Source organism: Nocardia sp. NPDC057455 (assembly GCF_042802775.1).
Lineage (GTDB): Bacteria > Actinomycetota > Actinomycetes > Mycobacteriales > Mycobacteriaceae > Nocardia.
This window is the reverse complement of the sequence record NZ_JBHVDM010000036.1, coordinates 1-23724: the sequence shown is the minus strand read 5'-3', so window position 1 is coordinate 23724 and position 23724 is coordinate 1. Positions and strand designations below refer to the sequence as shown.

The 23724-nt window shown below is 71.1% G+C and carries 18 protein-coding genes; 8 read left to right on the top strand and 10 right to left on the bottom strand.

Translation table 11 applies throughout. The features are described 5' to 3' along the window. Positions 1 to 2: 2 nt before the first annotated feature. From recD to recC, 3 genes are all read right to left on the bottom strand, one after another. Positions 3 to 1901, bottom strand: a complete 1899-nt coding sequence (gene recD / locus ACFU5M_RS16815) for an exodeoxyribonuclease V subunit alpha (protein WP_379049707.1) — start codon at positions 1899 to 1901, stop codon at positions 3 to 5. Further along, the gene (locus ACFU5M_RS16810; protein WP_379049704.1) at positions 1898 to 5284 is read right to left on the bottom strand and encodes a UvrD-helicase domain-containing protein; all 3387 of its coding nucleotides are present in this window, start codon (positions 5282 to 5284) and stop codon (positions 1898 to 1900) included. The genes recD and ACFU5M_RS16810 overlap by 4 nt, the downstream gene beginning before the upstream one ends. Before the next feature lie 223 nt (positions 5285 to 5507). After that, on the bottom strand, positions 5508 to 8882 hold the full coding sequence (recC, locus tag ACFU5M_RS16805) for an exodeoxyribonuclease V subunit gamma (RefSeq protein WP_379049701.1): 3375 nt from the start codon (positions 8880 to 8882) through the stop codon (positions 5508 to 5510). Between the two features lie 259 nt (positions 8883 to 9141). Between recC and ACFU5M_RS16800 the strand changes: the two genes are divergently transcribed. Both ACFU5M_RS16800 and ACFU5M_RS16795 read left to right on the top strand, forming a co-directional pair. After that, positions 9142 to 9339 (top strand): hypothetical protein, encoded by a 198-nt coding sequence (locus tag ACFU5M_RS16800; protein WP_245660045.1) that lies wholly within the window; start codon positions 9142 to 9144, stop codon positions 9337 to 9339. A 165-nt stretch (positions 9340 to 9504) separates the two neighbouring features. Beyond that, on the top strand, positions 9505 to 10350 hold the full coding sequence (locus ACFU5M_RS16795; RefSeq protein WP_379049698.1) for a tat pathway signal sequence: 846 nt from the start codon (positions 9505 to 9507) through the stop codon (positions 10348 to 10350). A gap of 12 nt (positions 10351 to 10362) precedes the next feature. On the opposite strand, the gene ACFU5M_RS16790 is transcribed toward ACFU5M_RS16795, so the two are convergent. Further along, the gene (locus ACFU5M_RS16790) at positions 10363 to 11859 is read right to left on the bottom strand and encodes a cytochrome P450 (protein WP_379049695.1); all 1497 of its coding nucleotides are present in this window, start codon (positions 11857 to 11859) and stop codon (positions 10363 to 10365) included. Between the two features lie 228 nt (positions 11860 to 12087). On the opposite strand from ACFU5M_RS16790, the gene ACFU5M_RS16785 reads away from it, so the two are divergent. Next, positions 12088 to 13521 carry an NAD(P)/FAD-dependent oxidoreductase gene (locus ACFU5M_RS16785; RefSeq protein WP_379049692.1) on the top strand — a complete coding sequence of 478 codons (1434 nt, stop codon included), beginning with the start codon at positions 12088 to 12090 and terminating at the stop codon, positions 13519 to 13521. Between the two features lie 87 nt (positions 13522 to 13608). Continuing rightward, the gene (locus tag ACFU5M_RS16780; RefSeq protein ID WP_379049689.1) at positions 13609 to 14454 is read left to right on the top strand and encodes a hypothetical protein; all 846 of its coding nucleotides are present in this window, start codon (positions 13609 to 13611) and stop codon (positions 14452 to 14454) included. A 201-nt stretch (positions 14455 to 14655) separates the two neighbouring features. Here ACFU5M_RS16780 and ACFU5M_RS16775 read toward each other — a convergent pair whose 3' ends face one another. Genes ACFU5M_RS16775 through ACFU5M_RS16760 form a run of 4 tightly spaced genes read right to left on the bottom strand, consistent with a single transcriptional unit; the run spans position 14656 to position 17677 of the window. Next, the gene (locus tag ACFU5M_RS16775) at positions 14656 to 15336 is read right to left on the bottom strand and encodes an urease accessory protein UreD (protein ID WP_379049686.1); all 681 of its coding nucleotides are present in this window, start codon (positions 15334 to 15336) and stop codon (positions 14656 to 14658) included. A gap of 9 nt (positions 15337 to 15345) precedes the next feature. Continuing rightward, on the bottom strand, positions 15346 to 16065 hold the full coding sequence (gene ureG / locus ACFU5M_RS16770; RefSeq protein ID WP_379049683.1) for an urease accessory protein UreG: 720 nt from the start codon (positions 16063 to 16065) through the stop codon (positions 15346 to 15348). 25 nt (positions 16066 to 16090) lie between these two features. Then, complete coding sequence (locus tag ACFU5M_RS16765) at positions 16091 to 16756, bottom strand: urease accessory protein UreF (RefSeq protein ID WP_379049680.1); 666 nt, start codon at positions 16754 to 16756, stop codon at positions 16091 to 16093. 51 nt (positions 16757 to 16807) lie between these two features. Then, on the bottom strand, positions 16808 to 17677 hold the full coding sequence (locus tag ACFU5M_RS16760; protein ID WP_379049677.1) for an SDR family NAD(P)-dependent oxidoreductase: 870 nt from the start codon (positions 17675 to 17677) through the stop codon (positions 16808 to 16810). Positions 17678 to 18031: 354 nt separating this feature from the next. Between ACFU5M_RS16760 and ACFU5M_RS16755 the strand changes: the two genes are divergently transcribed. Beyond that, positions 18032 to 18760, top strand: coding sequence for a hypothetical protein (locus ACFU5M_RS16755; protein ID WP_379049674.1), 729 nt, complete (start codon positions 18032 to 18034; stop codon positions 18758 to 18760). A gap of 15 nt (positions 18761 to 18775) precedes the next feature. Here the strand turns inward: ACFU5M_RS16755 and ACFU5M_RS16750 are convergent, their stop codons facing one another. Next, complete coding sequence (locus tag ACFU5M_RS16750) at positions 18776 to 20248, bottom strand: MFS transporter (RefSeq protein ID WP_379049671.1); 1473 nt, start codon at positions 20246 to 20248, stop codon at positions 18776 to 18778. A 60-nt stretch (positions 20249 to 20308) separates the two neighbouring features. Between ACFU5M_RS16750 and ACFU5M_RS16745 the strand changes: the two genes are divergently transcribed. Both ACFU5M_RS16745 and ACFU5M_RS16740 read left to right on the top strand, forming a co-directional pair. Then, a complete protein-coding gene (locus tag ACFU5M_RS16745) occupies positions 20309 to 20983 on the top strand; it encodes a TetR/AcrR family transcriptional regulator (RefSeq protein WP_379049669.1) in 675 nt (224 codons plus the stop codon). Positions 20984 to 21032: 49 nt separating this feature from the next. Continuing rightward, positions 21033 to 22025, top strand: a complete 993-nt coding sequence (locus tag ACFU5M_RS16740; RefSeq protein ID WP_379049666.1) for a zinc-binding dehydrogenase — start codon at positions 21033 to 21035, stop codon at positions 22023 to 22025. A 10-nt stretch (positions 22026 to 22035) separates the two neighbouring features. Here ACFU5M_RS16740 and ACFU5M_RS16735 read toward each other — a convergent pair whose 3' ends face one another. Beyond that, a complete protein-coding gene (locus ACFU5M_RS16735) occupies positions 22036 to 22713 on the bottom strand; it encodes an O-methyltransferase (protein WP_379049663.1) in 678 nt (225 codons plus the stop codon). Between the two features lie 114 nt (positions 22714 to 22827). Here ACFU5M_RS16735 and ACFU5M_RS16730 point away from each other — a divergent pair, with 114 nt between their 5' ends. After that, positions 22828 to 23673, top strand: coding sequence for an SGNH/GDSL hydrolase family protein (locus tag ACFU5M_RS16730; RefSeq protein ID WP_379049660.1), 846 nt, complete (start codon positions 22828 to 22830; stop codon positions 23671 to 23673). The last annotated feature ends 51 nt before the right edge of the window (positions 23674 to 23724 follow it).

Genomic DNA, 23724 nt, shown 5'->3' with positions numbered 1-23724 from the left:
CGTCATCGGGCCCCCGATTCTCCTTCCCGCCGGGACAGCCCGCTTGCGCGCAGCACCCGCCGTGCGATACCCGCGCGGATGGACTCGTCGGTGCCGATGATCCGGACGTGGCGGCGTGCCCTGGTGATCGCGGTGTACAGCAATTCCCTGGTCAGCAAGGTGGATTCCGGCTCGGGCAGGACGACGGACACGGTGTCGTACTGGCTGCCCTGACTGCGGTGGATAGTCATGGCGAACACGGTGACCACCGCCGGGAATTGCGTCGGATGCACCAGATACGGCTCGCTGCCGCGTTGCAGCGCCGCGCGCAGCGATCCGTCCGGCATGCGCACGACGACGCCGGTGTCGCCGTTGTAGATCCGCGCCTCGTGATCGTTCGCGGTGACCAGCAGCGGTTGTCCGGGATACCACGGCGCCTGGTGGGCGTCGGGGCCCGCTCCCCCGGCGGCGGCCCACTCCGCGGCCATCCGGTCCCAGCGCTCGACGCCGAACGGTCCCTGCCGGTGCGCGCACAGCATGCGATGCGATTCGAGCGCGCGCAACGCGCCCGCCGCGTCACCGTCGAGCGCGGCGGCGGTGACCGCGCTCGCGGCCCGCACCACGTCGGCGCGCACCGCGGTCAGCTCGTCGGGCGCGCCGAGCGACAATTCGTCACCGCCCGCGCGCAGCAGCCCGAGCGCGGCGTCCGCGTCCCCCGCGCGCACCGCGAGCGCCAGGTCGGCGATTCGGCCGCCGAACCTGCGGCCCCGGGTCAGCCGGACGATGCCGCCGCGCAGGCGGGTGCGCTCCAGCGCGGTCAACGCCTCGGCGTGATCGGCGGTCGTCTCCGGTCCGAGGATGTCGTCGAGAACGGGGTTCGGGGTGGCAGCGACCGGTCCGGCGACCAGGTCGGCCAGGACCGCGCCCGCGTCGACCGAGGCGAGCTGGTCCGGATCGCCCACCAGGATCAGACGGGTGTCCGGGCGCAGCGCGGCAAGCAGCCTGCTCATCATGGTCAAGGAGACCATCGAGGTTTCGTCGACCACGATCACGTCGTAGGGCAGCCGGTTGAACTCGTGGTGCTTGAAGCGGGTGCTGCGCCCACGCTGCCAGCCGAGCAGCCGGTGCAGGGTGGCGGCGGTGAGTTCGGGCAGTCCGAGCGAGACGGCTTGCTCGCGCACGGCTTCCTGCAGGCGTGCCGCCGCTTTGCCGGTCGGGGCGGCCAGCGCGATGCGCAGGGCGGGCAGCTTCGGCTCGGCCGCACGGTGCGCGGACAGCAAGGCGATGATCCGCGCGATGGTGTGGGTCTTGCCGGTACCCGGCCCCCCGGCGACCACGGTGGTCCAGTGCGTCGCGGCGAGCGCGGCGGCCAGCCGCTGGCGGTCCGGCGCGGGACCGGCCTGTGCGTCGAACAACCGGTCCAGCTCGCGTCGCACGATGGATGGATCGACGACCGGATGATGCGCGGAGCGCTCGGTGAGCACCCGCCGGACCGTCTGCTCCTGCCGGTAGTACCGGTCGAGGTAGAGCAGCGGGCCGGAATCGCCTGCCCCTTGGGATTCGACCAATCGCAGCGGACACAACGGACCCGCGGGCCCCCCGCGCACCAGCGGGCTCGCCCGCAGCGCGGCGACCACGGCCGGGATGTCCGGCCACGGCAGCGTCGCCGGATCGACGCCCGCGTCCCAAGTCTCGTCGGCGTCGACGCCGATCTCTCGCATACGGTGCAATTCCAGGCACACCGAGCCGGAACGCACCGCGCGCACGGCCAGCGCCGCGGCGAACAGCACCGGCTCCGACGATTCCCGGCCCAACCGGCCCAACCGCAGCGCCACGTGCACGTCCGCCGCCGACAGCACACCTGCCTCGTTGAACACGCGCAGCAGCCCGGTTCCCCGCTGCGCCACCTGGATCGAGGTCACTGCCCCGCCTCCCCGGCCAGCAGCGCCGAGAGGTCGGCGACCAGACCTGCGGGTGGGTGCCAGTCGAAGACGCCGCACCCCGTGGGGGTCTCCGGTCCGATCATGCCGCGCACGAACAGGTATCGAACCCCGCCGAGGTGCCGGACGGGGTCGTAGCCGGGCAACCGCCAGCGCAGGTACCGGTGCAACGCCACCGAATACAGCAGCGCTTGCAGCGGATAGTGGGAACGCAGCATCTCGGCGGCCATGCGGTCGCGGGTGTAGTGCGCGACGGTGAGATCGCCGGTGCCCAGCCGGTTGGTCTTGTAGTCGACGACGACGAATCGCGGGTCCGCGCCGCCCGCGACGCGCAGCACGGCATCGATGCTGCCGGTGAGGTAACCGCGCAGCGGGATGTCCTCCAGCGCCGCCAACAGATCGGCGTACGGAAGCATGTCGTCGTCCGCCGGGAGATGTTCACGCAGCAGGCCCGCGATACGCCGCAGTGTCGCCGTGGTGGCGCCGACGCGGTCCCCGCCCGCCAGCGGCAATTCGAACTCGAGTTCGCTGAGGCGGTCGCGGGGGTCGATGTCGGCCAGGCAGCCGCCCTCGAGTGGGGTGCGCAGCACCGCCAGCAGGGCGGTGGCCAGCACGTCCGGATCCATCTCGGCCATCAGCTCGCCCACCGCCGCGCGGCACCGGTCGTGCACCTCGGCCCCCAGATCCGGACGACCGGTGTCGATCCGCTCCAAGATTTCATGCACCAACGTGCCGAACTCCGCGCCGTAAGGCAGCGCGTTCATCAGCGACGCCGCACCGGCCGGCTCCGGCTCCGCGCCGAGCAGGGAGGTGCCCGCGGGCTCGTCGCCCGGCCCGCGCGGATCCTCCGGTTCACTGTCGGGTTCCACCGCCGCGGGCCCGTGCGCGGACGCGGTCAACGCCGAGTACGACGTGCGCCGCCACTGCTGGTCGAGCACCCGGTCGAAGCGCGCGGCGGCCAGTGCGCCCTGCCCGGGTGCGGTGCGCGCCCGCCGGATCTCGACGTCGCCGGTACCGGCCACCGCCGTCACCGTGATCGCCGCACCCGCGCCCTGCGCCCATGCCGAAAGAGACTGCACGGCAACGGCATCCGCGGGCACCGCGGCGCGGGTGGCGACGACGGCATCCCGATCCGCGCGCCCGAAGACCATCCGGTGCAGCGGCGAAGCGGCGGTGGTGATCGCAGGCGCCCACCACGCGACGATCTGGCACTTGGCGCGGGTCAGCGCGACGTACAGCAGCCGCAGTTCCTCGCCCGCCTCCTCGGCCTCGCTGCGCGTCTTGCGCTCGGCGTATCCCGGGGCGTCCGGACCGCCGACGTCCAGCACGCGGGTGCCGTCGTCGGCGTGGAACAGCAACGTCGCCGGGTAGGGATTCTTCGCGCTGTCCCAGGCGAACGGCAGGTACACGACCGGGAATTCGAGGCCCTTGCTCGCGTGCACGGTAGCGATCTGGACGGCGGCGGCATCCCGGTCGAGCCTGCGGCTGCGGTCGGCGACGGCGCCGGAGGCGGGATCGCGCACCCGGTCGGCCAGCCACCGGGTCAGGGCGGTCAATCCCAGGCCCTCGGTGAGCGCGACCTGATCGAGCAGTTGCGCGATGTGCCGCAGGTCGGTGAGCTGCCGCTCCCCGTTCTCCACGGCCAGCAGTCGCTGCGCCAGGCGCGCTTCGGTGGCGATCTTCTCGAAGACGGCCGCGAATCCCGCACGGGTGAAAAGCCGCGCCGCCTCGCGCAGTTGGGCGCTGACCCGGCCGACCAGATCCGCTCCGCCGCTGTCGATCTCGGCCGCTGTCACGCCGATCAACGGTGTACACGCGGCCAGCCGCACCCGGTCGCCGCGATGCGGCTGTTCCAGCGCCCGCAGCACCCACAGCCAGTCGGTGGCGCTGTCGGTCGCGAACACGCTGACGCCGCCGGCGAGCACGGACGCGACACCGGCGCGGTCCAGCGCGGCGCGCACCACGTCGATCTGCGAGCGGGTGCGCACCAGCACCGCGATGTCGCCGGGCCCGATCGGCCTGCGCGCCACGTCCACGGACGCGGGCGAATCCCGTTCGGCATCAACGATTTCCGCTTTGGCGTCCAGCAGCACGCCGGATTCGAGCAGGCGGACGATGTCGGCGGCGAGATCGCCCGCGACCTCGGCCCGCATCCGCCCGACGGCAGGGAAGCCGGACTTGTTCAGCGGTCCCGCGCCGGTGCGCGGCAGGCACCGCACGCGCATCGGGGTGGTGAACTCGGCGGGTCCGGACAGCCGCGACCACCCTCTGGTCGGGGCGACCGGATACACCCGGATCTCCTCGTGCCCCAACGCCGCACCACCGTGCAGGTGGTCCAGCGCGGCGAGCAGTCCCGCGTCGCTGCGCCAGTTCGTGGTGAGCTCGCGACGAACGCCGGCGTGCGCGACCGCGTCCAGGTAGCTGAGCACCTCCGCGCCGCGGAAGGCGTAGATCGCCTGCTTGGGATCGCCGACCAGCACCAGGGTGGTGTGCCCGTGGAACGACCTGCGCAGGATGTCCCATTGCAGGGGGTCGGTGTCCTGGAACTCGTCGACCAAGGCGACCCGGTAGCGCGCGCGGATACGGCGGCACGCGCGCGGCCCGTGTTCCGGATCGGCGAGCACCTCGTGCAGCAGCACCAGCAGGTCGTCGAAGTCGCGCAGCCCGGCCAGTCGTTTGCGGCGCTCGGTCTCCGCGCGCACGGCCTGCGCGAACGCCACGCGCTCACCGGCCGCGCCGTCGGGCGCCAGTGCGGCGTGCCGGTCCCGCACCGCGGCCAGCGCGAGCGTGCGGGCCTCCTTCACCGAGAACGGCGGTTCGGCGCGGGCATAGCGGTGCAGATACAGATCGTCGACGACGGTACCGACGAGGTCGTCGACGGTCTCCACCAGCCGGGTGGCCGGATCGTGCTCGCCCGCGAGCCCGAGTTCGTCGAGCATGCGCTGGCAGAAGCTGTGCGTGGTGGCGATGGTGCCCGCGTCGAAATCCGACAGGGCGCTCAGCAGCCGCCGCTGCCGCAACCGGACCTCGTCTTCCCCGGCCTGCGCGAGATGGCGGACCAGTTCGTCGGCGTGCGCGCGGGCCGCCGCCGGATCGGCCAATCCGGCGGCGACGGCGACGAATCGGTCGCGGGTGCGTTCCCGCAGCTCCTGGGTCGCCGCACGGCTGAACGTCACCAGCAGCAACTGGGACACATCGACTCCGGCCTCGGCGACGTAGCGCACCGCCAGACCGACGATGGCGTGCGTCTTGCCGGTGCCCGCGCTGGCCTCCAGCACGGTCGTCCCGGTGGGCAGCGGTCCGTACGGCTCGAACGCGTCGGCGTCGAAAGCGTTTGCGGCGAAGGAGGTTTCCTGCACGGTCATGCGTGCCTCCCTCCTGCGCGGCCGGTGCTCACGCGGTCCGCGGGCGTCACGCTCGCCGCAGTGACCGGCCACGTCGCACGGTGCCGAAGCGATTGTCCGAGCTGACATTCTGCCGCGCGTCCGTCCGTCCACCGGCGACCGACACGCCCCGTGTCCATGAATTCCGGCGTTGCGTACCGGATGGCGCCGAGCCGTCGGGGGCGCCGGGCCGCCTCGTGCTCGGTCACGGCTGGCCCTGGCTTTCGGCGGCCAGCAGCGGGGCCCACATCCGCCGGGCCAGCGCACCGAAGCGGGTGCTCTCCCCGGGCTCGCCCGCCGCGGCGGGCGCGGCCATGAGGTCATCGAGCCGAGGTGCCGGACCCCAGACGTAGCGCAGGTGACGGTCGGTGTGATCGCCGAAAGGACCGGGACCGTTGGGACCGCCGTTGAATTCGCGCTCCGCCGCGGCGATCGCGTCCTCGGTGCTCGCGCCACGGAGACGGCGTTCGGCGTAGACCGCGGACGCGGCAGGCGCGACCGGCAGCGGTTCGGTCAGGCCCGCGTCGCGCAGCGCGACGAGCTGACGCAGGATCTCTCCGGCCACCGGCACATCGGGAGCGGTGAGCTCACAGCGCCAGGCCGGCCGGCCGAACTGGCCGCGGCCGGTGCTCACGGCCCGCCAGGACCTGTCTTCTGTGACGGTCAGCGCGAGCAGCGAAACCCACGCTCCGATCCGGTGTTTGGGAGCCAAGCGGGAGAAGGTGGTGCGAACCAGGGTGTCGCCGCGCACTTCGGGCACGGTGCCGGTGAGCCGGCGTCCGTGGCCCAGGTCGACCGCGATGTCCACGGCGCGCGCCGGGCCCGCGTAGTCCCCCTGCGCGGCGCGCACCAGCCGGTCCACGGTGTGCTCGACCTCGTCGAGCACGGCGGCGCCGAATCCGAAGGGCGGCAATGTGCCGCGCCGCCACTCCGCCGCCCGCAGCCCGGCCGGGTCCGCGCCGGTCAGGCGGGCCGCGAGCAGGCGTTCGCCCAGATCCCACTTGGCCAAGCCGTCGAGTTCGATGGGCAGCCGGTCGGCGATGTCCTCGTCGTGCTCGGGAACCCGCAGGCCGAGACGTTGCCACAGGAAGGCGCGCACCGGGTGCTCCGCGAACGAGATCAGATCGGCCAGCGCGACATCCGCCGCGTCGGCGGCGGGCAGCGGCGCGGGCAGGAATGCGGGCCGTGGGCGCACGGGCGCGTCGGCCGCGTACGCGCCGGCCAAGGCCGCGGTGTCGAAGCTGAACGGCTGCTCGGCGCGGAAATTGCGGCGATCGAAGGACTGCAGCGGATGCCGCGTCACCACCGTAGGCATCGCCGCGGCGCCGACATGAGCGCGCAGCGCGTCCAGCAACTCGGCGACCGGAATGGCGGGCGGACGGTGCGCCCCGCTGACCGGATCCGCACCGGTGTGGAACACCAGCAGCGCGTCCCGGGCCGCGAGGATCGCGTCCAGCAGCAGCTGCCGGTCCTCGCTGCGCGGATCCCGTTCGCCGAGCAGGGGTTCGCGGGCCAGTACGTCGTCACCGTCCACGGCGCTCGCGCGCGGGAACATCTCGTCGTCCAGCCCGAGCAGCACCACGACCCGGTGCGGCACCGACCGCATCGGCACCATCGTGCAGACGGTCAGCTCGCCGGTGCGGAAGTTGGCCCTGGTGGGACGGGCGGCCAGCCGTGAACGCAGCAGCACACCGACGTCGGCCAGTCGCAACGACACCTCGCCCGCGTGGTCGGTGGCGGCGGCGAGTTCCTGCCTGGCCTCGGTGCGCACCCATGCCTGCCCGTCCGGTACGTCGGTCAGCAGATCCAGCGCCCGGCCGAGCACCACCGCCCATTCGTGCGCAGGCCGGGGACCGCGCAGGTCGCGCAGGCAGACCGCGAGCCGGTCGATGAACTCCGCGAAGCGCCCGGCCAGGTCGACGTCGTTGCTGTCCACGTCGTCCAAGGGCAGTGCGAGATCCAGCCAGTCGTCCGAGGTCTCGCCCGCGGTGACGCCGAGCAGGATCCGGTCCACCGCGCTGTTGAGCGTGTTCTGCGCGAAATCGGCGAGGCCGAACGCTTGCCGCTGCCGCTGCCCGATGCCCCACCTCGCCCCGGATTCGGCCGCCCACTCGCGCAGCCGCTCGATGTCGTCGTCGTCGAATCCGCAACGGCGCCGGACGGTTTCGGCGGCCGCGAGGTCGAGCACCTGGGTCACCGTCACCCGCCCGTCGGCCAGCTCGAGTAGCGCTGCGATCACCGCGAGCAGCGGATTGGTCACGCCTCGTCCCCGGTCGGCCAGGCGCACCCGCAGCCGGTGCGCCGGATGGTCCGAATCGATCTGCGCCTCCGGCGTACCCGAGGTGCGCTGCCCGAACGCCGCGCGCACCAGCGGCGCGTACGCCTCCACCTCCGGGCACATGATCAGCACGTCCCGCGGCTCCAATGTCTCGTCCGCCGCGAACAGCCCGAGCAGGCATTCCCGCAGCACCTCGACCTGCCGAGCCGGGCCGTGACACGCGTGCACCTGCACGGTGCCGTCGGCGCCGATCTCCCCCGGCGCCGGCGGCCACCGGTCGTCCCGGATGCCCCGCTGCAACGCGCGCAGCAGTGTCGCGGGCGAATCGTCCTCCGCGACATCGCCTTCGGATCGAACCGAGGCGAGCGGGTGATAAGTGTCGGAGCCGGTGGCGGCGGGCGCGGCCAGCCGCTGCTGCAACTCCCGGACGTCGCGGGCCAGTCCGGCCAGCAGCGGATGAGCGACCACCGTGGCGCTGCGATCCTCGGCCCGTGTGCGGGCGGTGGACAGCTCGCGCAGAGCCGACCACAGCACCGGGCTGGGGTGCGCGAGCCACAGGTGGACGTCGCGGGCGGCGGCCAGCGCCGTCAGCACGGCGAGCTGGTCGCTGGGCAACCGGGTCACGCCGAACAGCGACAGCCGCGGCGGCAGCGCGACCAGATCCGGCCGGGCGCGCAGCCGCGCGCAGGCGGCCGCGAGCCGCTCGGCCGGACTCGCCACCCCGATCTCGGCACGCAGCTCGCGCCACAGCATCGGCTGCCAGAGCAGATCATCGGGGATCGGGGCGCCCGTCCCATCGGTGTCCAGGCCCGCCGCCCACTCGGTGATCAGTGCGGGCCGCTGCGCGGCATAGCTGTCGAACAGCGCGGCGATGCGGGCCGCGGTCGCATAGCGCCGGCCGGCCCGGTGCTCACCGCCCGCGATGTCACGCGCGCCGAGGTGCCTGGCCAGGACCGCGCACCACGGCTCCGACAGCGACGCGTCGATCACCCGCAGCAGTGTCCACACCGCCCGCTCCTGCGCCCAGGGATCCTCCGCGGGCGCGACCTCGCTCGCCGCGGCCAGCGCTTCGGCGACCAGCGCCGCGGGCGAGGGGAAGGCGACGTTCGCGCACACGCCGTCGCCCGAACCGTCCGCGCCGAGCACCCCCGCGAGCGTCTGCGTCAGCCAGCGCTCCACTCCCTTCGCGGGCACCGCGACCACCTCGGTCGCGAAGGGATCCTCCAGCGGCGACGCCAGCACTCCGGCCAGCACCCGGGCGAGGACGTCGGCGCGCTCGGCACGGTGGATGTGCAGCGGCATCTGCGCCCTCTCGATCGATGGTGTCCGGCTGCGCTGGCCTCGGACTTCGTGCACGTTTATACGCCCAGCGACCGACGCGCAACTGCACCGCCCCATCGGGACGCCAGTGAAATAGACCACACGAGAACGGATTACTCCGCCGTGTCACGCGGGGACCGCCGCGGCGATATGCGACAGTGCTGCACCGGGGAGGTAAGTGTTTGCACCGGGGCGGAACGAGAGAGCTGCACCGAAAGGCTGGTTCGCGTTCATGGATGCGATGGTGATTCCCCTGGTCCCGAGAGGCGGATTCACGGTCCGCCGGATCGGTGACCGCTGGGAGCTCGTCAACTCCCGCCACTACGGTCGCACCGTCGTCCTACATTCCTGGCCCCGGGATCGGCACACCGAGGCGTTCGAGCACTGCTACCGGCTCAACGGCCGCACTGTCGAAGAACTGCGCGCCGCCTTCCGCTGACGCGCCCTGGCCAGCGGTGATGAACGAAAAACACTGGGGCGCAATCGCCCGAACCGGGCAATAGCACACCCTGGACCCCAGCTCAAGACGTGCGTCCGGACCCGCGATGTGCGATCGTGGTCCCTCGTGCGTTACCCGTCCTCCGCCACCCGAACCGTTCCCCGCGTGGCCGCCTCCGCCTGTGTCCTCGCCGCCGCGGCGATCATCGCCCCGAGCCTGCCCGCTGGGCTCCCGATCGCGAGCGCGGCGCCGCTCGCGCACACGCAGGGCTGCCTGCCCGGCTTCGACTGCGATGTGAGCAGCCGCATCGCCAAAGCCGACGCCTACCTCAACAGCCGTCCCGGTGTCACCGGCTACGTCCTGCGCGACCGTGTTTCCGGCGGCGTCTACGCCAACGCCAACGCCGAGAACGCGGTCTGGACCGCGTCCACCATCAAGCTCGCGATCGCCGCCGACCTGCTCAACCGGGCGCGCGTCGGCGCCATCAACCTGACGCCCGAGGATCGCGGGCTGATGGAAGGAATGCTCGCCACCTCGAACGACGGCGCCGCCGACCTGCTGTGGACCAAGTACGCGGGGATCGACCGGATGGCGTTCAACAACGCGTTCCGAGCCAACGGGATGAGTTCACTGGTGCCGCAGCCCACCAACACCGCACTGTTCCCGGACTGGTCGTTCCAGAAGTGCACCGCCGCCGACCTCGACCGGCTGATGGACCACATCCTCAACCGCATGCACCCCGACGACCGCAACTATCTGGTCGACCGGATGCGCGCGGTGGACTCCAATCAGCACTGGGGTGTGTGGGGCGCGGGCGCGAGCATGCGTCCCGGGCTGAAGAACGGCTGGTCGGCCGAACAGGGCGGCTGGGTGGTCAACTCGGTCGGCTTCGCGGGACCGGGTGAGCGCTACACCCTGGCCATCATGAGCTCGCTGGGTGACGCGGGCGGCTACACCGAGGGCGCCGAGACCGACACCAAGGTCGCGGAGATCCTGCTCGCCGGCCGCTGACCGGCCGGTCGTTCAAGCGGCCGCGCGCCTGCGCAACGTCATCGGCGCACCGTCCCTGGGGAAGGGGATCGTGGTGAATCCCCAGGGCATGCGGTAGTCGCCGGGAATTCGCCACTCGTATTCCCGCACCAGGGCGGCGGTCACCGTCTTCACCTCGAAGGTGCCGAAGTGCATCCCGATGCACTTGTGCGCGCCCGCTCCGAACGGCATCCAGGCCAGGCGGTGCGACTTGTCCTCGTGCCGCTGTTCGCCGAAGCGCTCCGGATCGAAGCGCTCGGGCCGGGTCCACAATTCGGGTAGCAGGTGGTTCACCTGGTAGGCGAGGTCGACCGGGGTGCCCGCCGGAATGTAGCGACCCGCTATCTCGGTGTCGCGTACGGCGCGGCGCGACAGTCCGGGTACCGGCGGCATCAGCCGCAGGCTCTCCCGGACCACCAGATCCAGGTCGCGCAGCGCCTCCAGGTCCGCGATGGCGGGCGGCGCGTCGCCGAGGCGCGCGTCCATGTCCAGCACTTCGGCGCGCACCCGCTGTTGCCACTCGGGGTGCTTGCCCAAGTAGTAGGCCACGGCGGTGGCGGTGGTCGTCGTGGTGTCGTGCGCCGCCATGATCAAGAAGATCATGTGGTTCACCACGTCGGCGTCACCGAAAACGCCGCCGTCTTCGCTGCGGGCGTGGCACAAGCCCGAGAAGAAGTCCGCCGATTCGGCGCGGCGCTTCTGCGGCAGCATCGCGGTGAAGTAGTCCTCGAGCACTCTCCTGCCGCGCAACCCGGCCCGCCAGTGGCCGCCCGGCACCGAGTGCCGGATGATGGAGAGTCCCGCGTGGGTGCAGTCGACGAACGCGTCGATCAACTGCCTGCGCTGCGGCCCGACGTCGGCGGCCATGAAACTCTCGCCCGCGATGTCGAGGGTCAGCTCTTTGATCGTCGGATACAGCCGCACCGTGCGTTCGGCGTCGCGCTCGTGCGGCACCCAGCGTGCGATGCTCGCCCGCACCACCGGGGTCAGCGCGGCAAGGTGCGCCTCCAGCCGGTCCCTGGTGAACGCCTGTTGCATGATCCTGCGGTGGAATTTGTGCTCGTCGAATTCCAGCAGCAGCAGGCCTCGCCGGAAGAACGGGCCGATGAAGTAGTCCCAGCCCTGCCCGAAGTCGCGGCGGCGGTGACCGAGCACTTCGTCCAGCGCGTCGGGTCCCGCGACCAGCACACGGTCCACGCCGAGCGAGGTGTTCAGCGCGACGGGTCCGTACCGGCGGTAGCGCTCCATCATCTCGGCCGGACCCCAGCGCATATAGTGCAATGCCCGGCCCAGGTAGGGCAGTCCGGCATCGCCGCGCACCGGCAGGGTGTCGCTGCCCCGCGGCGGGGTGGCCAGCACCTGGCGCCGTTCCGGCAGCAACCCCAGCGCCCGGTCGATCAGATGGCCGTGCGGCACCTCGATCAGCGCGATGTTCTCCGATTCGGCCTGCACGCTGGGCTTTCGGCCGACCGCACGGTCACCGGCGACCATGGCAATCCTCCTTGAGCGACAACGCCCATCGTAGGCTCCCGGCCTCGTCCGCTCAGCCGGATCGGTCACGACGATCCTCCCCGCCCCGGCCCCGCGACGATGAGATGTCGTACCGCAACACGCCAGGAACGGGGATCTCGCCGTGACGCTGCCCGGCGCGGCGGCTACGGTTTAGCTGTCAGGAATCGCCGCCGGGGACGCCCCCAAGGTCCATCGAGGAGCAGGACGATGAGCACTCAGACTGTCGAGAACGGCCGACACCGGGTGGTGGTGATCGGCTCGGGCTTCGGCGGCCTGTTCGGCACCAAGCACCTCAAGCGCGCCGACGTCGACATCACGCTGATCTCGAAGACCTCGACCCACCTGTTCCAGCCCCTGCTCTACCAGGTCGCCACCGGCATCCTGTCGGTCGGCGAGATCGCGCCGGCCACCCGGCTCGTGCTGCGCAAGCAGGAGAACGCGCAGGTGCTGCTCGGCGAGGTCACCGATATCGACCTGACCGGCAACACGGTCACCTCGCGCCTGCTCGACCAGGACACGGTCACCCCGTTCGACAGCTTGATCGTCGCGACCGGCGCCCAGCAGTCCTACTTCGGCAACGACCGATTCGCCACCTACGCGCCGGGCATGAAGACGATCGATGACGCGCTCGAGCTACGCGGCCGGATCCTCGGCGCCTTCGAACAAGCCGAGCTCGCGACAACGCAGGAGGAGCGCGACCGGCTGCTGACCTTCGTCATCGTCGGCGCGGGACCGACCGGCGTCGAGCTGGCCGGGCAGATCGCCGAGCTGTCCGACCGCACCCTGGAGGGCACCTTCCACAACATCGACCCTCGCGACGCGCGGGTCGTGCTCATCGAGGGCGCAGGCGCGGTGCTCGGGCCGATGGGGCCCAAGCTCGGCGGCAAAGCCGAACGGCGACTGGAGAAGATGGGCGTCGAGATCCAGCTCAACGCCATGGTGATCGATGTCGACGCGTTCGGCGTCACGGTGAAGGACTCCGACGGCACGATCCGCCGCATCGAGTCGGCGTGCAAGGTCTGGTCGGCGGGTGTGCAGGCCAGCCCGTTGGGCAAGATGATCGCCGACCAGTCCGAGGGCACGGAGGTCGACCGCGCGGGCCGGGTCGTGGTCGAACCGGACCTGACCGTCAAAGGCCACCCGAACGTCTTCGTGGTCGGCGATCTGATGTCGGTGCCGAACGTGCCCGGCCAGGCGCAGGGCGCCATCCAGGGCGCGACCTACGCCGCCAAGCAGATCAAGGCGGGGCTGAAGGGCCAGACGCCTCAGGAGCGCAAGCCGTTCAAGTACTTCAACAAGGGCAGCATGGCCACCATCTCGCGGTTCAGCGCCGTCTGCCAGGTGGGCAAGCTCGAGTTCGGCGGGTTCATCGCGTGGCTGGCCTGGCTGGCGCTGCACCTGTACTACCTGGTCGGCTACCGCAGCCGCATCATCACCGTCATCCAGTGGTTCGTCACCTTCCTCGGCCGCAGTCGCGGGCAGATGGCGGCCACCGAGCAGTGGGTGTTCGCCCGGCTGGCCTTGGAGGCGATCAGCAACGGCGACGACGAAGACGCCGAACAACTGGCCGCCGCCCTCGGTACCGCCACCAACAGCCGGGTCGCCGTGGACAAGGCGCATACCGACGCCAAAGCGGGCTGACCGGTGTCGTAGCGCGCTCGACCAATCCAGGTCGCCGACAGATCCGAATGTGAGGCGTCGACGTCTCCTTCGGAGGAAAGGTGATCTATGGGCACAGGCAAGCACCGAGAACCCGCACCGTATCGGCCGAAGCTGGGCTCCATCGTCGCCGCGGGGACGGTTCCTCTCGTTCTCGCGCTGGTGGGAGCCGGTACGGCGAATGCCGAGCCCGATCAGCCCGTTCCGGTGACCAGGACCGAAATCGCCGAGCAGGCCCAGTGGCCCGGCGCCGAGGCGCCGAACATGCGCCCCTATGAGGGTCTGCGGATTCCGGACGACATATTGAGTTCGTTGCAGTGGGCGCGTCCCCTGCCGGACCACCAGTACCTGGCTCCGCTGGTCGGGCTGCATGCACCGGTTCCGGTCGCCCCGGTACCGCCGATCGCACCGCCTTCCGGCAAGTTGCGCTTCGGTGACGTGCAGGTCGACGCGCCGGAATGGCTTTACCGGGAGCAGGCGATCCAGATCAACGACGGCGCCGCGATGGCCGAGGCGAATATCGCGACCTTCCTCGACTCGGTCGGAATGGAGCGCACGAGGTCCGATCGGGTGGCGGGCCAGACTGTGGGCGCCGCCGCGATCGGCGCGGCGGCGGGCTTCGTGTTCGCCAGCCCGTTCGCACTGTTCGGAGCAGCCGTCGGCGGCGGTCTCGCCCTGGCCATCGGTCTGCCGTTCGCGCCGATCGGCCTCGCCGCAGGCCCGATCGGGGCAGCCTACGGTGCGGCTCTGATGGCCGCCCCGCTGTCCGCCATCGGCGCGGGCATCGGCGCGGGACTCGGGGCGGTGCACGCGCTCAGCGCACCTCCCCGGGCGCTCAGCGCGCCGCAGTCGGGCGACCCGGCTCCGGAGGTCACCGATCCGGCTCCGGAGGCGACAGACGCGGCCGACGGCTGATCGGATGACGTGTCCGAGGAGCGAGCCGGAAGGGTGGGAACCCGACGACGCTGTCGAGCTCCCACCCTTTCTTTCTCCATGTCTCGTCGGATTACACCTGTAAGGAACGAATCACACACGGCACTGGACCCGCTTTCGACAGCCCGCCAGGGATGTCGGCTTCCCGCGGACCGAGCGAATCTCCAGCCGATCCGCCCTCGATCAGCTACTTGCTTCGGCGTGTTCCCCACCGGAGGCGCTCAGCAGCGTCCCGGTGCGGGTGAACAAGCTGCCACCCGCCGCCAGCGGCAGCCGGGTCTGCGTCAAGCCGGTCGTCGTCGCGGCGCATTCGTCCGGGTAGACCAGTTCGCTCTCCAGAGCCCGAGGCGCGGACAGCGCGTCATCGGCCGGTGTGCCCGCGCCCAGTGCCAGCCGATGGCGTAGTAGCGGCATGTCGTCCACGTCAGCGATCAGGTCTCCGCGCCACTCGCCGCCGTCCTCGCCCGCGCGGCCGACTTGGACACGTTCGCGCATGCGCAGCCGGGCGCCGGAGGCCAGCCGGATCGTGGTGACGGTGTGGTGCCGCGCGCCACCGGCGACGATCATCGGCTCCGGATCGAAATCCAGCACTCCCCCGCTGCCGACCTCCAGGTGCCAGCGGCCGGACGACAGGGGCGTCGCGGGGCCCGGTAGTGCGAGTGTCGCCGCGACCGAGCGCACCGTCAATTCGGCGCCGGGCGCGACCACGATCACGATGTCGAGTTCGTCGCCGCCCAGCGGCGTAGCTGCGGTGCCGATCAGATGGACCGTTCGCGGGCCCGTGCGGCGGGCCGACAACCCGCCGCGAGCATGGATCTCCGGAAGGGCCGCCGGGTGGGCGAGTATTCGTAATTCGGTGCGCAACAGCGGCACTCAGTGCGCGGCGGCGGATTCGCCCGCGCCCGCGCGGTCCCGCTCGGCGACCGCGCGCAGCTGCTCGCGCACCCAGGCCAGCACCGGTGTCGCCGCCGGGTCCCCGGTGAGCGAGACGAGCACGGTCGGCCGGTTGGCGCGCACCCGCGCCGCGTCCCGCTCCATCACGCCGAGATCCGCGCCGACCAGCGGCGCCAGATCGGTCTTGTTGACCACCAGCAGGTCCGAGAAGGTTACGCCGGGACCGCCCTTGCGCGGGACTTTGTCGCCGCCCGCCACGTCCACCACGAAGATCTGCACGTCGATCAGGCCGGAGGAGAAGGTCGCGGTCAGATTGTCGCCGCCGGATTCGACCAGGATCAGATCCAGCGGCGGGTTGGCGGCCACCAGGTCATCGATGGCGTCGAGGTTGGCGGTGATGTCGTCGCGAATGGCGGTGTGCGGGCAGCCGCCGGTCTGCACGGCGGTGATCCGCTCGTCCGGCAGGACCGCGTGCCTGCGCAGGAAATCGGCGTCCTCGGTGGTGTAGATGTCGTTGGTCAGCACCGCCAGCGACAGCTCGTCGCGCAACTGCCTGCACAGCGCGGCCACCAGCGCGGTCTTGCCCGACCCGACCGGGCCGCCGATGCCGATGCGCAGTGCCTCTCCGGGCGTGCGGGTCCGTTTCGGCCGCTCGTGACCGTGGTCGTGCGGCTCACCGTCGATCAGATGCGGGGGCATGGCGCGGTCTCCTTCTTCCGGGGCTTCAGCTCGCGAACAGGGGTATGTCCCGCTGCCGGTGGCGCTCGGCGAGCACGTCCTGCAGCGGATCGGACATCGCGGCCAGACCGGTCACGGCCTCGGAGGCGACGCGGTCACACAGGTCGGCCAGCCGGATCGTGCACGCGGCGATCGCGGCGGGATCCAGGGCCAGCAAACGCTGGGCAGCGGTGGCCGCGCCGGTCAGGGTCGTGTAGACGACTACGCCCGCGATCTCCCTGGACGGCACCGCGGCAGCCGCGCCGACCATGCCGAAGACCGTGGACAGATGCGGTGTGGTGCCGAGCGGCGACCAATCGTGCCGGGGCCACAACTGTTTGGCCAGGCGCGACAGGCCGCGGCCCTGCGCGCGCGACGCGGCACGTGCGGCTGGTGCGGGCGTGCGGGCGTCGGCTTCCGCCTCGGCGCGCGCCGGATTCAGTTCGCCCGCGCACACCGCCGCGGCAAGCGACGCGGCCACCAGTCCCGAGGTCCGGATCCGGCGGCGCAGATACAGCTCCACCGTCGCGACGTCGCGGACCGAGCCGGACGCGACGGCTTCTTCCACGCCGCCGGAGTGCACGTGGCCGCCGATCGGCAGTCGCGAGTCGGCGAGCGCGAGCACCATCGTCAGGCCGGACGCAGCCGGACCGGTCGCAGTGGATGCACGCATCGGTCGATCCTATGTCCCGGCCCGCCGACCGGAGACCCCGGTCGTTGCGGGTCAGCGGTGGAAGGCGCGCTCCATGAAGCGCTGGGCACGGCCGCGGGTCAGGTCGGTCCATGCCTGCACCGGGGCCGACCACCACGGAGCGATCTCCCGTGGCTTGGCGGTCACCGCGTGGCAGACCAAGTCGGCGGCCTCGTCCACGGTCAGCCCGGGGACACGACTGAAGTCGGTGGGCGCGCTCATCCTGGTGTGCACGAGCGGCAGGTAGATCGAGGTGGTGGTGACGCCGTCGCAGGCCACCTCGGCCGCGACACTGCGCAACCAGACGTCGAAGGCGGATTTCGACGCGCCGTAGGCAGCCCAGCGGGGCGCGGGCGGCATGCGCACGCCCCAGGTGGACACATTGACGATATGGCCTCCGCCGCGAGCGCACATGGCGGGCAGCAGCGTGAGCAGCAGGCGCACCGGGCCGAGGTAGTTCACATCGATCGTGCGGGTGAAATCGTGGAAACGGTCGTAGGACTCGGCGATCGGGCGGCGGATCGACTTGCCCGCGTTGTTGATCACCACGTCGAGGCGGCCGTGCTCGTCGAGGAGCGCGCGGCCGAGCCGTTCGACGGCGTCCATGTCCGTCAGATCGGTGGCGTAGGTGTGCGCGACACCGCCCGCGGCGGTGATCTCCGCGGCCAGCCGGTCGAGTTCGTCACCGGAGCGGGCCACGAGCAGGACGATCGCGCCCGCCGCGGCCAGCTTGCGCGCACTGCCCTTGCCTATCCCGTGCGACGCACCGGTGACCAGCGCGATCTTGCCGCCCACCGCGGCGCGCAACGCCTGCTCGCGCGGACGCGACGTGGGATACAGCAGCCGCGTCGCCACCCGTTCGGCGATCGGCCGGCCGTTGCTCGAGGCCCGGGCGCGGTTCACGAATCCGACTGTAGGCGTCGATCAGCGCACCCACCCGGGGTTCGCGTGATCGGCCGGCGGCGACATGTCCCATACGAGTTGCGGTCGGCTGCGGAGACATTGTCCTCTCAGCGGCGGAGAAACGCCTGGACCGCCTCGATGCCGGGCCTGGAAGCGCGATCGGGGACTCAGGATCGTGCGAAAATATGACATTTGACAATATCGCGAACGGCGTTCGATCCCATGGAGGCGCGCCGGTGCGCGACTCGAGCATTTCTACTCACGCGCCCCGTAGCGGCGATGTGCTCGAATGTAGGTTCCACGGAGACTCTTTCGCCGGACTTCGCCCCGGCGCAGCAGCCGAGGGGGAACATCGTGTCGACGCCGGACACGCAGATCTCGATCGCGCAGTGGATCGCGCGTGGGATCGCGATCGTGGTGCTGGTCCCGATCCGCCTGTTGTGGGAGGGCATTCTCCTGCTCGGTCGCGTCACCGGAGCGGTGCTCGTGTTCGTCGCGCGCCATCTGTTGGTTCCGGTGGCCGAACTGATATGGCACTGGATGCTGCGGCCCGCGTGGATCTTCGTGAAGGACTTCTTGTGGGGCTGGGTACTCCGACAACTGCTGTGGGGATCGGTGCTCACGCCGTTGGCCTCCCTCCTGCTGGAGTACCTGTTGCGACCGCTGCGGCATGCGGTGGAAGTTTTCTTGTGGCGCAGAGTGATCCGCCCCGCCGGGGCTTGGCTGCTGCGCTGGATCGTGTCCCCGATCGTCTATGCCATCGCCTGGGTGTGCCACCACATCGTCGAGTGGCTGATCGTCTGGCCTCTGTCGCAATTGTGGCGTTGGGTGCTCCGCCCACTGTGGGCCGTGGTGCGCGCGACCGCCCGGTACGGGGGGCGTGTGGCCACCCTCATCGTGGGCGTGCTCGTAGTGATTCCGTGCCGGGCGGTTTACCGCTACGTGCTGCGCCCGGTATTCGCCGCCTTCGCGGTCGTCTGGCACGCGCTGGTGGTACGCCCCGTTCGCTGGGTGCACGGCACGATCGTCCGGCCGATGAACCGCTGGGCGGCCGAGGTCGTGGCGGCGGTGTTCGGGCGCTGATCCCGGCCGCGCGGCTCAGCGCGGGCGGGGCGAGGCGAACCGCGCGATCAGCGCCATCGCGGTGAGCACAGTAGCGCCGACGGCCACCGCGACGTGCATGCCGTCGACGAAGGATCCGCGCGCCGCCTCGATCAGCGCCGCGTCGCCACCGGCCTGCTGGATGGTCTCGCCGAGCGTCGCCGCGTAGTCACCCCCGGACCGGAAGATCAGCGCCGCGAGCGAGCCGAGCAGCGCCAACCCCAGCGCGTTGCCGAGTTCGAAACTGGTCTCCGAGATGCCTACCGCCGACCCGGCCCGCTCCGGGGGCACCGAGGACACCGACACCTCGGACACCAATGTGAAGGCCAGACCGTAGCCGACTCCGGCGATCGTGGACCCGGCCAGATACCACCCGAGCCCGCCGTGCGCGCCGACACCGAGCAGCATCAGGTTACCCACCGCGGAGGCGAGCAGAGCGAACACGAAGGTGGTGCGAGCGCCGAAGCGATGTCCGACCGGGGCGCCGCCCACCGAGCAGACGAAAACGGCGATCGCCATCGGGATGCCGAGCAGCGCCGCGGCCAGCGGCGTGCGCCCGGTCACCGACTGCAGGTAGATGCTGGTCAGGTAGCTCAGCCCGGCCAGCGACATCATGCCGGTCAGACTGGCCCCGATGGCCACCGAGAACTGGGGCCGGGCGAACAATCGCAGATCGAGCAGCGGTTCGTCGAGCCGGCGCTGCCTACGCACGAACACGGTCAGGATCACCGCGCCGGTCAGCGCGATGACGATCGCCTGCGCGTCGATGCCTTCGGTCGCGGCGTGTTTGATGCCGTACACCACCGGCAGGATGCCGCCGATCGACAAGGCGACGCTCGGCAGGTCCAGTGGCCCCCGCACGCCCGCCCGGTGTTCCGGCAGGACGAACGGACCGAACGCGAACAGCACCAATAGCACCGGGATGTTGATGAGGAACACCGAACCCCACCAGAAGTGATGCAGCAGCACGCCCCCGATGATCGGCCCCACGGCAGAGCCGCCTGCGAAGAACGCCGTCCAGACGCCGATCGCGGCGGCCCGCTCCCGCGCGTCCGGGAACAGGCTCGAGATCAGCGCCAGGCTGGACGGCAGCAGCGTCGCACCGCCGATGCCCATCAGCGCCCGCGCCGCGATCAGCACGCCCGCGCTGGGCGCGAACGCGGCGATCACCGAAGCGATGCCGAAGACCGCGGCGCCCACGAGCAAGATGTTGCGCCGCCCGATCCGGTCGCCGAGATTGCCCATGGTGATGAGCAATCCCGCGATCAGGAAGCCGTAGATGTCCAGGATCCACAGCTGCTGGTCCGCCGACGGATCCAGGTCGAGGGTCAGCGTCGGCAGCGCGAGGAACAGCACCGAGATGTCCATCGACACCAGCAGCACCGGCAGCAGCAGGACCGCGAGGCCCAGCCAGGCGCGGTGCGAGCCGGTCGTCGACGGCGCGGTCCGCACCGGCTGCACGTCTGTCATCGCCGAACATCCTCTCGCTGGCGCGTACGTCGTACGCATGAGTCCGGGTACAGTGTACGCATGCTGCACCGCGCCGCCATAGTCGATACCGCGATCGAACTCGCCGACGCGGAGGGTTTGGACGCGCTGTCCATGCGACGCATCGCCGACCGGCTCGGCGTCGGCGCCATGTCGCTGTATCGCCATGTCGCGAACAAAGACGAACTGCTCGCGTTGATGACCGACGAAGTGGCCCGGCGCAACCCCTACCCCTCTCCCGAAGGACAGCGGTGGACCTGGCGCGACCGGGTGCGCATCGCCGCCGAGATCGACTGGGCCCTGTACCGTCGGCATCCGTGGGTGCTGCTCACCTTCGCCACTCCGCGTTACAGTTTCGGGCCGCAGAGCCTGGCCTGCCTGGCCTGGTTGGTGGACGGCTTCCGGGAACTCGGCGTGTCCACCCGCGAGGCGACCGGCATGTCCTTCTCCGTGTGGAATCACATCTCCGGTGCGACGCTGCCGGAGATCAGCGCCGAATTGATGGCGCGCAAAGGCATGGATCCCGGCGGCGACAACGCGCTGCGGACACTGCTGAACGGCACGGCACCGCAACCGGTCCCACCCGTCCTGACCGATCTGGCCGGCAGCGGTGTGGGCGACCTGACGCAGGAGGAACTGCTCTACGACGGCCTCGACGCGCTCTGCGACGGATTCGAGGCCAGAGCCGCGCGCCGTGATCGGTTGACCTCGACCTGACTTGATGTTGCAGGCTGGCCGGTGACCGCCGCACGACAAGGGAGCCACCGTGCACGCCATTCGCCTCCATGCCTTCGGCCCGGCCGAGAATCTGCGCTACGAACCCGTACCCGATCCCGCCCCCGGCCCCGGCCAGGTCCGCATCGCCGTGGCGGCGGCCGGTGTGCATTTGATCGATACGGCCCTGCGCGAGGGCCGGGCCGGGCCGTTTCCCGCCCCGGAGCTGCCGACCATCCCAGGCCGCGAAGTCGCGGGCACCATCGACCGCGTGGGCGCAGGTGTGTCCGCGAGCCTGCTGGGCGCGCAGGCGGTGGCCCATCTCGGCGTGGTGCCCGGCGGTTACGCCGAACTGGCCGTGACGGAGGCCGCCCGGCTGCACGAGATCCCGGCGAACCTGGACGCGGCGGAGGCGGTGGCGATGATCGGCACCGGACGGACCACCATGGGAATCCTCCAATTCACCGAACTGAAGCCCGGCAGCATCGTGCTGGTGACGGCCGCGGCGGGCGGCATCGGCACCCTGCTCGTGCAATACGCGAACAACGCCGGGGCCATGGTGATCGGCCTGGCCGGTGGCCCCGCGAAAGTCGACCAGGTGCGGCGCAACGGCGCCGACCTGGCGGTGGACTACCTGTCGCCGGACTGGCCCGAGCGGGTCCGCGCGCATGTCGGCGACCACGGGGCGCATGTGCTGTTCGACTCGGTCGGCGGCGACGTCGCCCGCGCCGGCATCGATCTGCTCGCACCGGGCGGACAGCATCTGGTCTACGGCTGGTCCGGCAAGTCGGCCGCCGAAGGGCCGGTGCGGCTTTCCGCCCGAGAACTGGCCGAACGCGGCATCACCTCGGAGATGGTGATCGGCCCGCCGATGTCGGCGCGGGCCGGCGGCGATCTGCGCGTCCTCGAGAACCGCGCCATGGCCGAGGCGGCCGCCGGCCGGCTGCGTCCCGCGGTCCATCGCTTCGCGCTCGCCGACGCGGCCGCGGCGCACCGCGCGCTGGAAACGCGCGCAACGACCGGCAAGGTGGTGCTGGAGCCCTAGCCGAGCGGATTCACTCGGCGCTGTCGCCGTTCACCACGGCATAGGCGAAGCCGTCCCAGCCCTTGCCGCCGACGGTCTGGACCACGGTCGCGTCCAGGCTCGGCTCGGCGGTGAGCAGCTCGACCAGCTCGCGACCGGCCTGCGCGTTCGGGTCCTCGGAATGCTCCTCGGCGATCGCGCCGCCGCGCACGACGTTGTCGACGATGATCACCGAGCCCGGCCGGGTCAGCCGCAGCGCCCACAGTACGTAATTCGAGTTGTTCACTTTGTCGGCGTCGATGAACACCAGGTCGAACGGGTCCGGGTCCTCTTCCGCGAGCACGGGCAAGCTGTCCAGTGCGGCGCCGACCCGGATCTCCACCCGGTCGCCGACACCCGCCCGCTCCAGGTTGGCCCGCGCCACCTCGGCGTGCTCGGCGGCGAACTCCAGCGTGACAACCCGGCCCTTGGGTCCGACCGCGCGAGCGAGCCAGATCGTGCTGTATCCGCCGAGCGTGCCGATCTCCAGCACACGCCGCGCCCCGACCGTCCTGGCGAGCAGATGCAGGAATTTGCCCTGCGGCGGTGACACGTCGATCGGGGGCAGGCCGGCCGCCTTGTTCGCCTCCAACGCCGCGTCGGAATCGGGATCCGCCACCAGCGTCTCCACGAGATAGCGGTCCACGTCGGCCCATCCAGATGTCGTCATACCTGGAAGTCTGCCACCCGATTCCGCCCGTGGGCCCGGCTTGCCGAGTACCGTTCGGCACAGAGACGTACATGTCCCGTGAGCGCGCCGACGAACGGACGGACAGGATCCGACATGACGAATCTTGCACGGGCCGTCGCGGTCACCGCCTGCTCGATCGCTTTGGGCGCCACCGCCCCCGCCGAGGCCGCCCCCATCGACGGCGGTGCCGAGTACGTCGCGCTTGGCGATTCCGGGGCGGCCACCACGGGCGTGCGGAACTTCGACGTCACCGCCCCACCGCGCTGCCTCCGCTCGACCGCGAACACACCGAAGCTGATCGCGCGGGATCTCGGATTGCGGCTCGACGACCGCACCTGCAACTCCGCGCGCATCCCGGATCTCGCCGCCGCGCAGCAGCCGGGCATTCCACCACAGTTCGAGGCGCTCGGCCCCGGCACCAGGCTGGTCACGGTGCACATCGGCGCCAACGACGCGTTGATGGCCGAGCACATCGTCGCCTGCCATGTCTACGGTCTCTCCGGCGTAGGAGGGTGCGCCGGTGCGGACTGGGCCTCCGCCATCGATGCGATCGCGGCACCCTATGCGACGGCGTTGCAACAGATTTCGGCTCTGGCGCCGCAGGCGATGATCGTCGTCGACGGCTGGCCGACCTATGTGCGCGACGGCGGTTGTCCGGAGCTGGTCGGCCTTCGACCGTCCGATGCCGCGCCCATCCAAGCGGCCTTCGACCACCTCAACACCGTAGTGGCCCGCGTCGCCGCGGAGCACGGCGCGACCTACGTCGACACCCGCGCCGCCTCGGTAGGCCGTGACGCGTGCGCGCCCGTCGGTGTCCGCTGGATCGACCCCGTCATCGCCACCGAGACACTGCTGCCCTACCACCTCACTCCGCTGGGCATGCGTGGCGTCGCCGACGTCATCCTTCCCGCGATCCGCGCGGCCGGACCGACCGGCTGAGCGATTCGGCCGCACCGACACGACCGCCCCGGACTCGGGAGAGTCCGGGGC

Bases quoted from the DNA above. Each gene is read 5' to 3' on its own strand.
- ACFU5M_RS16810 (WP_379049704.1), bottom strand. From the start codon at position 5,284: ATGACCGTGCAGGAAACCTCCTTCGCCGCAAACGCTTTCGACGCCGAC.
- recC (WP_379049701.1), bottom strand. From the start codon at position 8,882: ATGCCGCTGCACATCCACCGTGCCGAGCGCGCCGACGTCCTCGCCCGG.
- ACFU5M_RS16800 (WP_245660045.1), top strand. From the start codon at position 9,142: ATGGTGATTCCCCTGGTCCCGAGAGGCGGATTCACGGTCCGCCGGATC.
- ACFU5M_RS16790 (WP_379049695.1), bottom strand. From the start codon at position 11,859: ATGGTCGCCGGTGACCGTGCGGTCGGCCGAAAGCCCAGCGTGCAGGCC.
- ACFU5M_RS16785 (WP_379049692.1), top strand. From the start codon at position 12,088: ATGAGCACTCAGACTGTCGAGAACGGCCGACACCGGGTGGTGGTGATC.
- ACFU5M_RS16780 (WP_379049689.1), top strand. From the start codon at position 13,609: ATGGGCACAGGCAAGCACCGAGAACCCGCACCGTATCGGCCGAAGCTG.
- ureG (WP_379049683.1), bottom strand. From the start codon at position 16,065: ATGCCCCCGCATCTGATCGACGGTGAGCCGCACGACCACGGTCACGAG.
- ACFU5M_RS16765 (WP_379049680.1), bottom strand. From the start codon at position 16,756: ATGCGTGCATCCACTGCGACCGGTCCGGCTGCGTCCGGCCTGACGATG.
- ACFU5M_RS16750 (WP_379049671.1), bottom strand. From the start codon at position 20,248: ATGACAGACGTGCAGCCGGTGCGGACCGCGCCGTCGACGACCGGCTCG.
- ACFU5M_RS16745 (WP_379049669.1), top strand. From the start codon at position 20,309: ATGCTGCACCGCGCCGCCATAGTCGATACCGCGATCGAACTCGCCGAC.
- ACFU5M_RS16735 (WP_379049663.1), bottom strand. From the start codon at position 22,713: ATGACGACATCTGGATGGGCCGACGTGGACCGCTATCTCGTGGAGACG.
- ACFU5M_RS16730 (WP_379049660.1), top strand. From the start codon at position 22,828: ATGACGAATCTTGCACGGGCCGTCGCGGTCACCGCCTGCTCGATCGCT.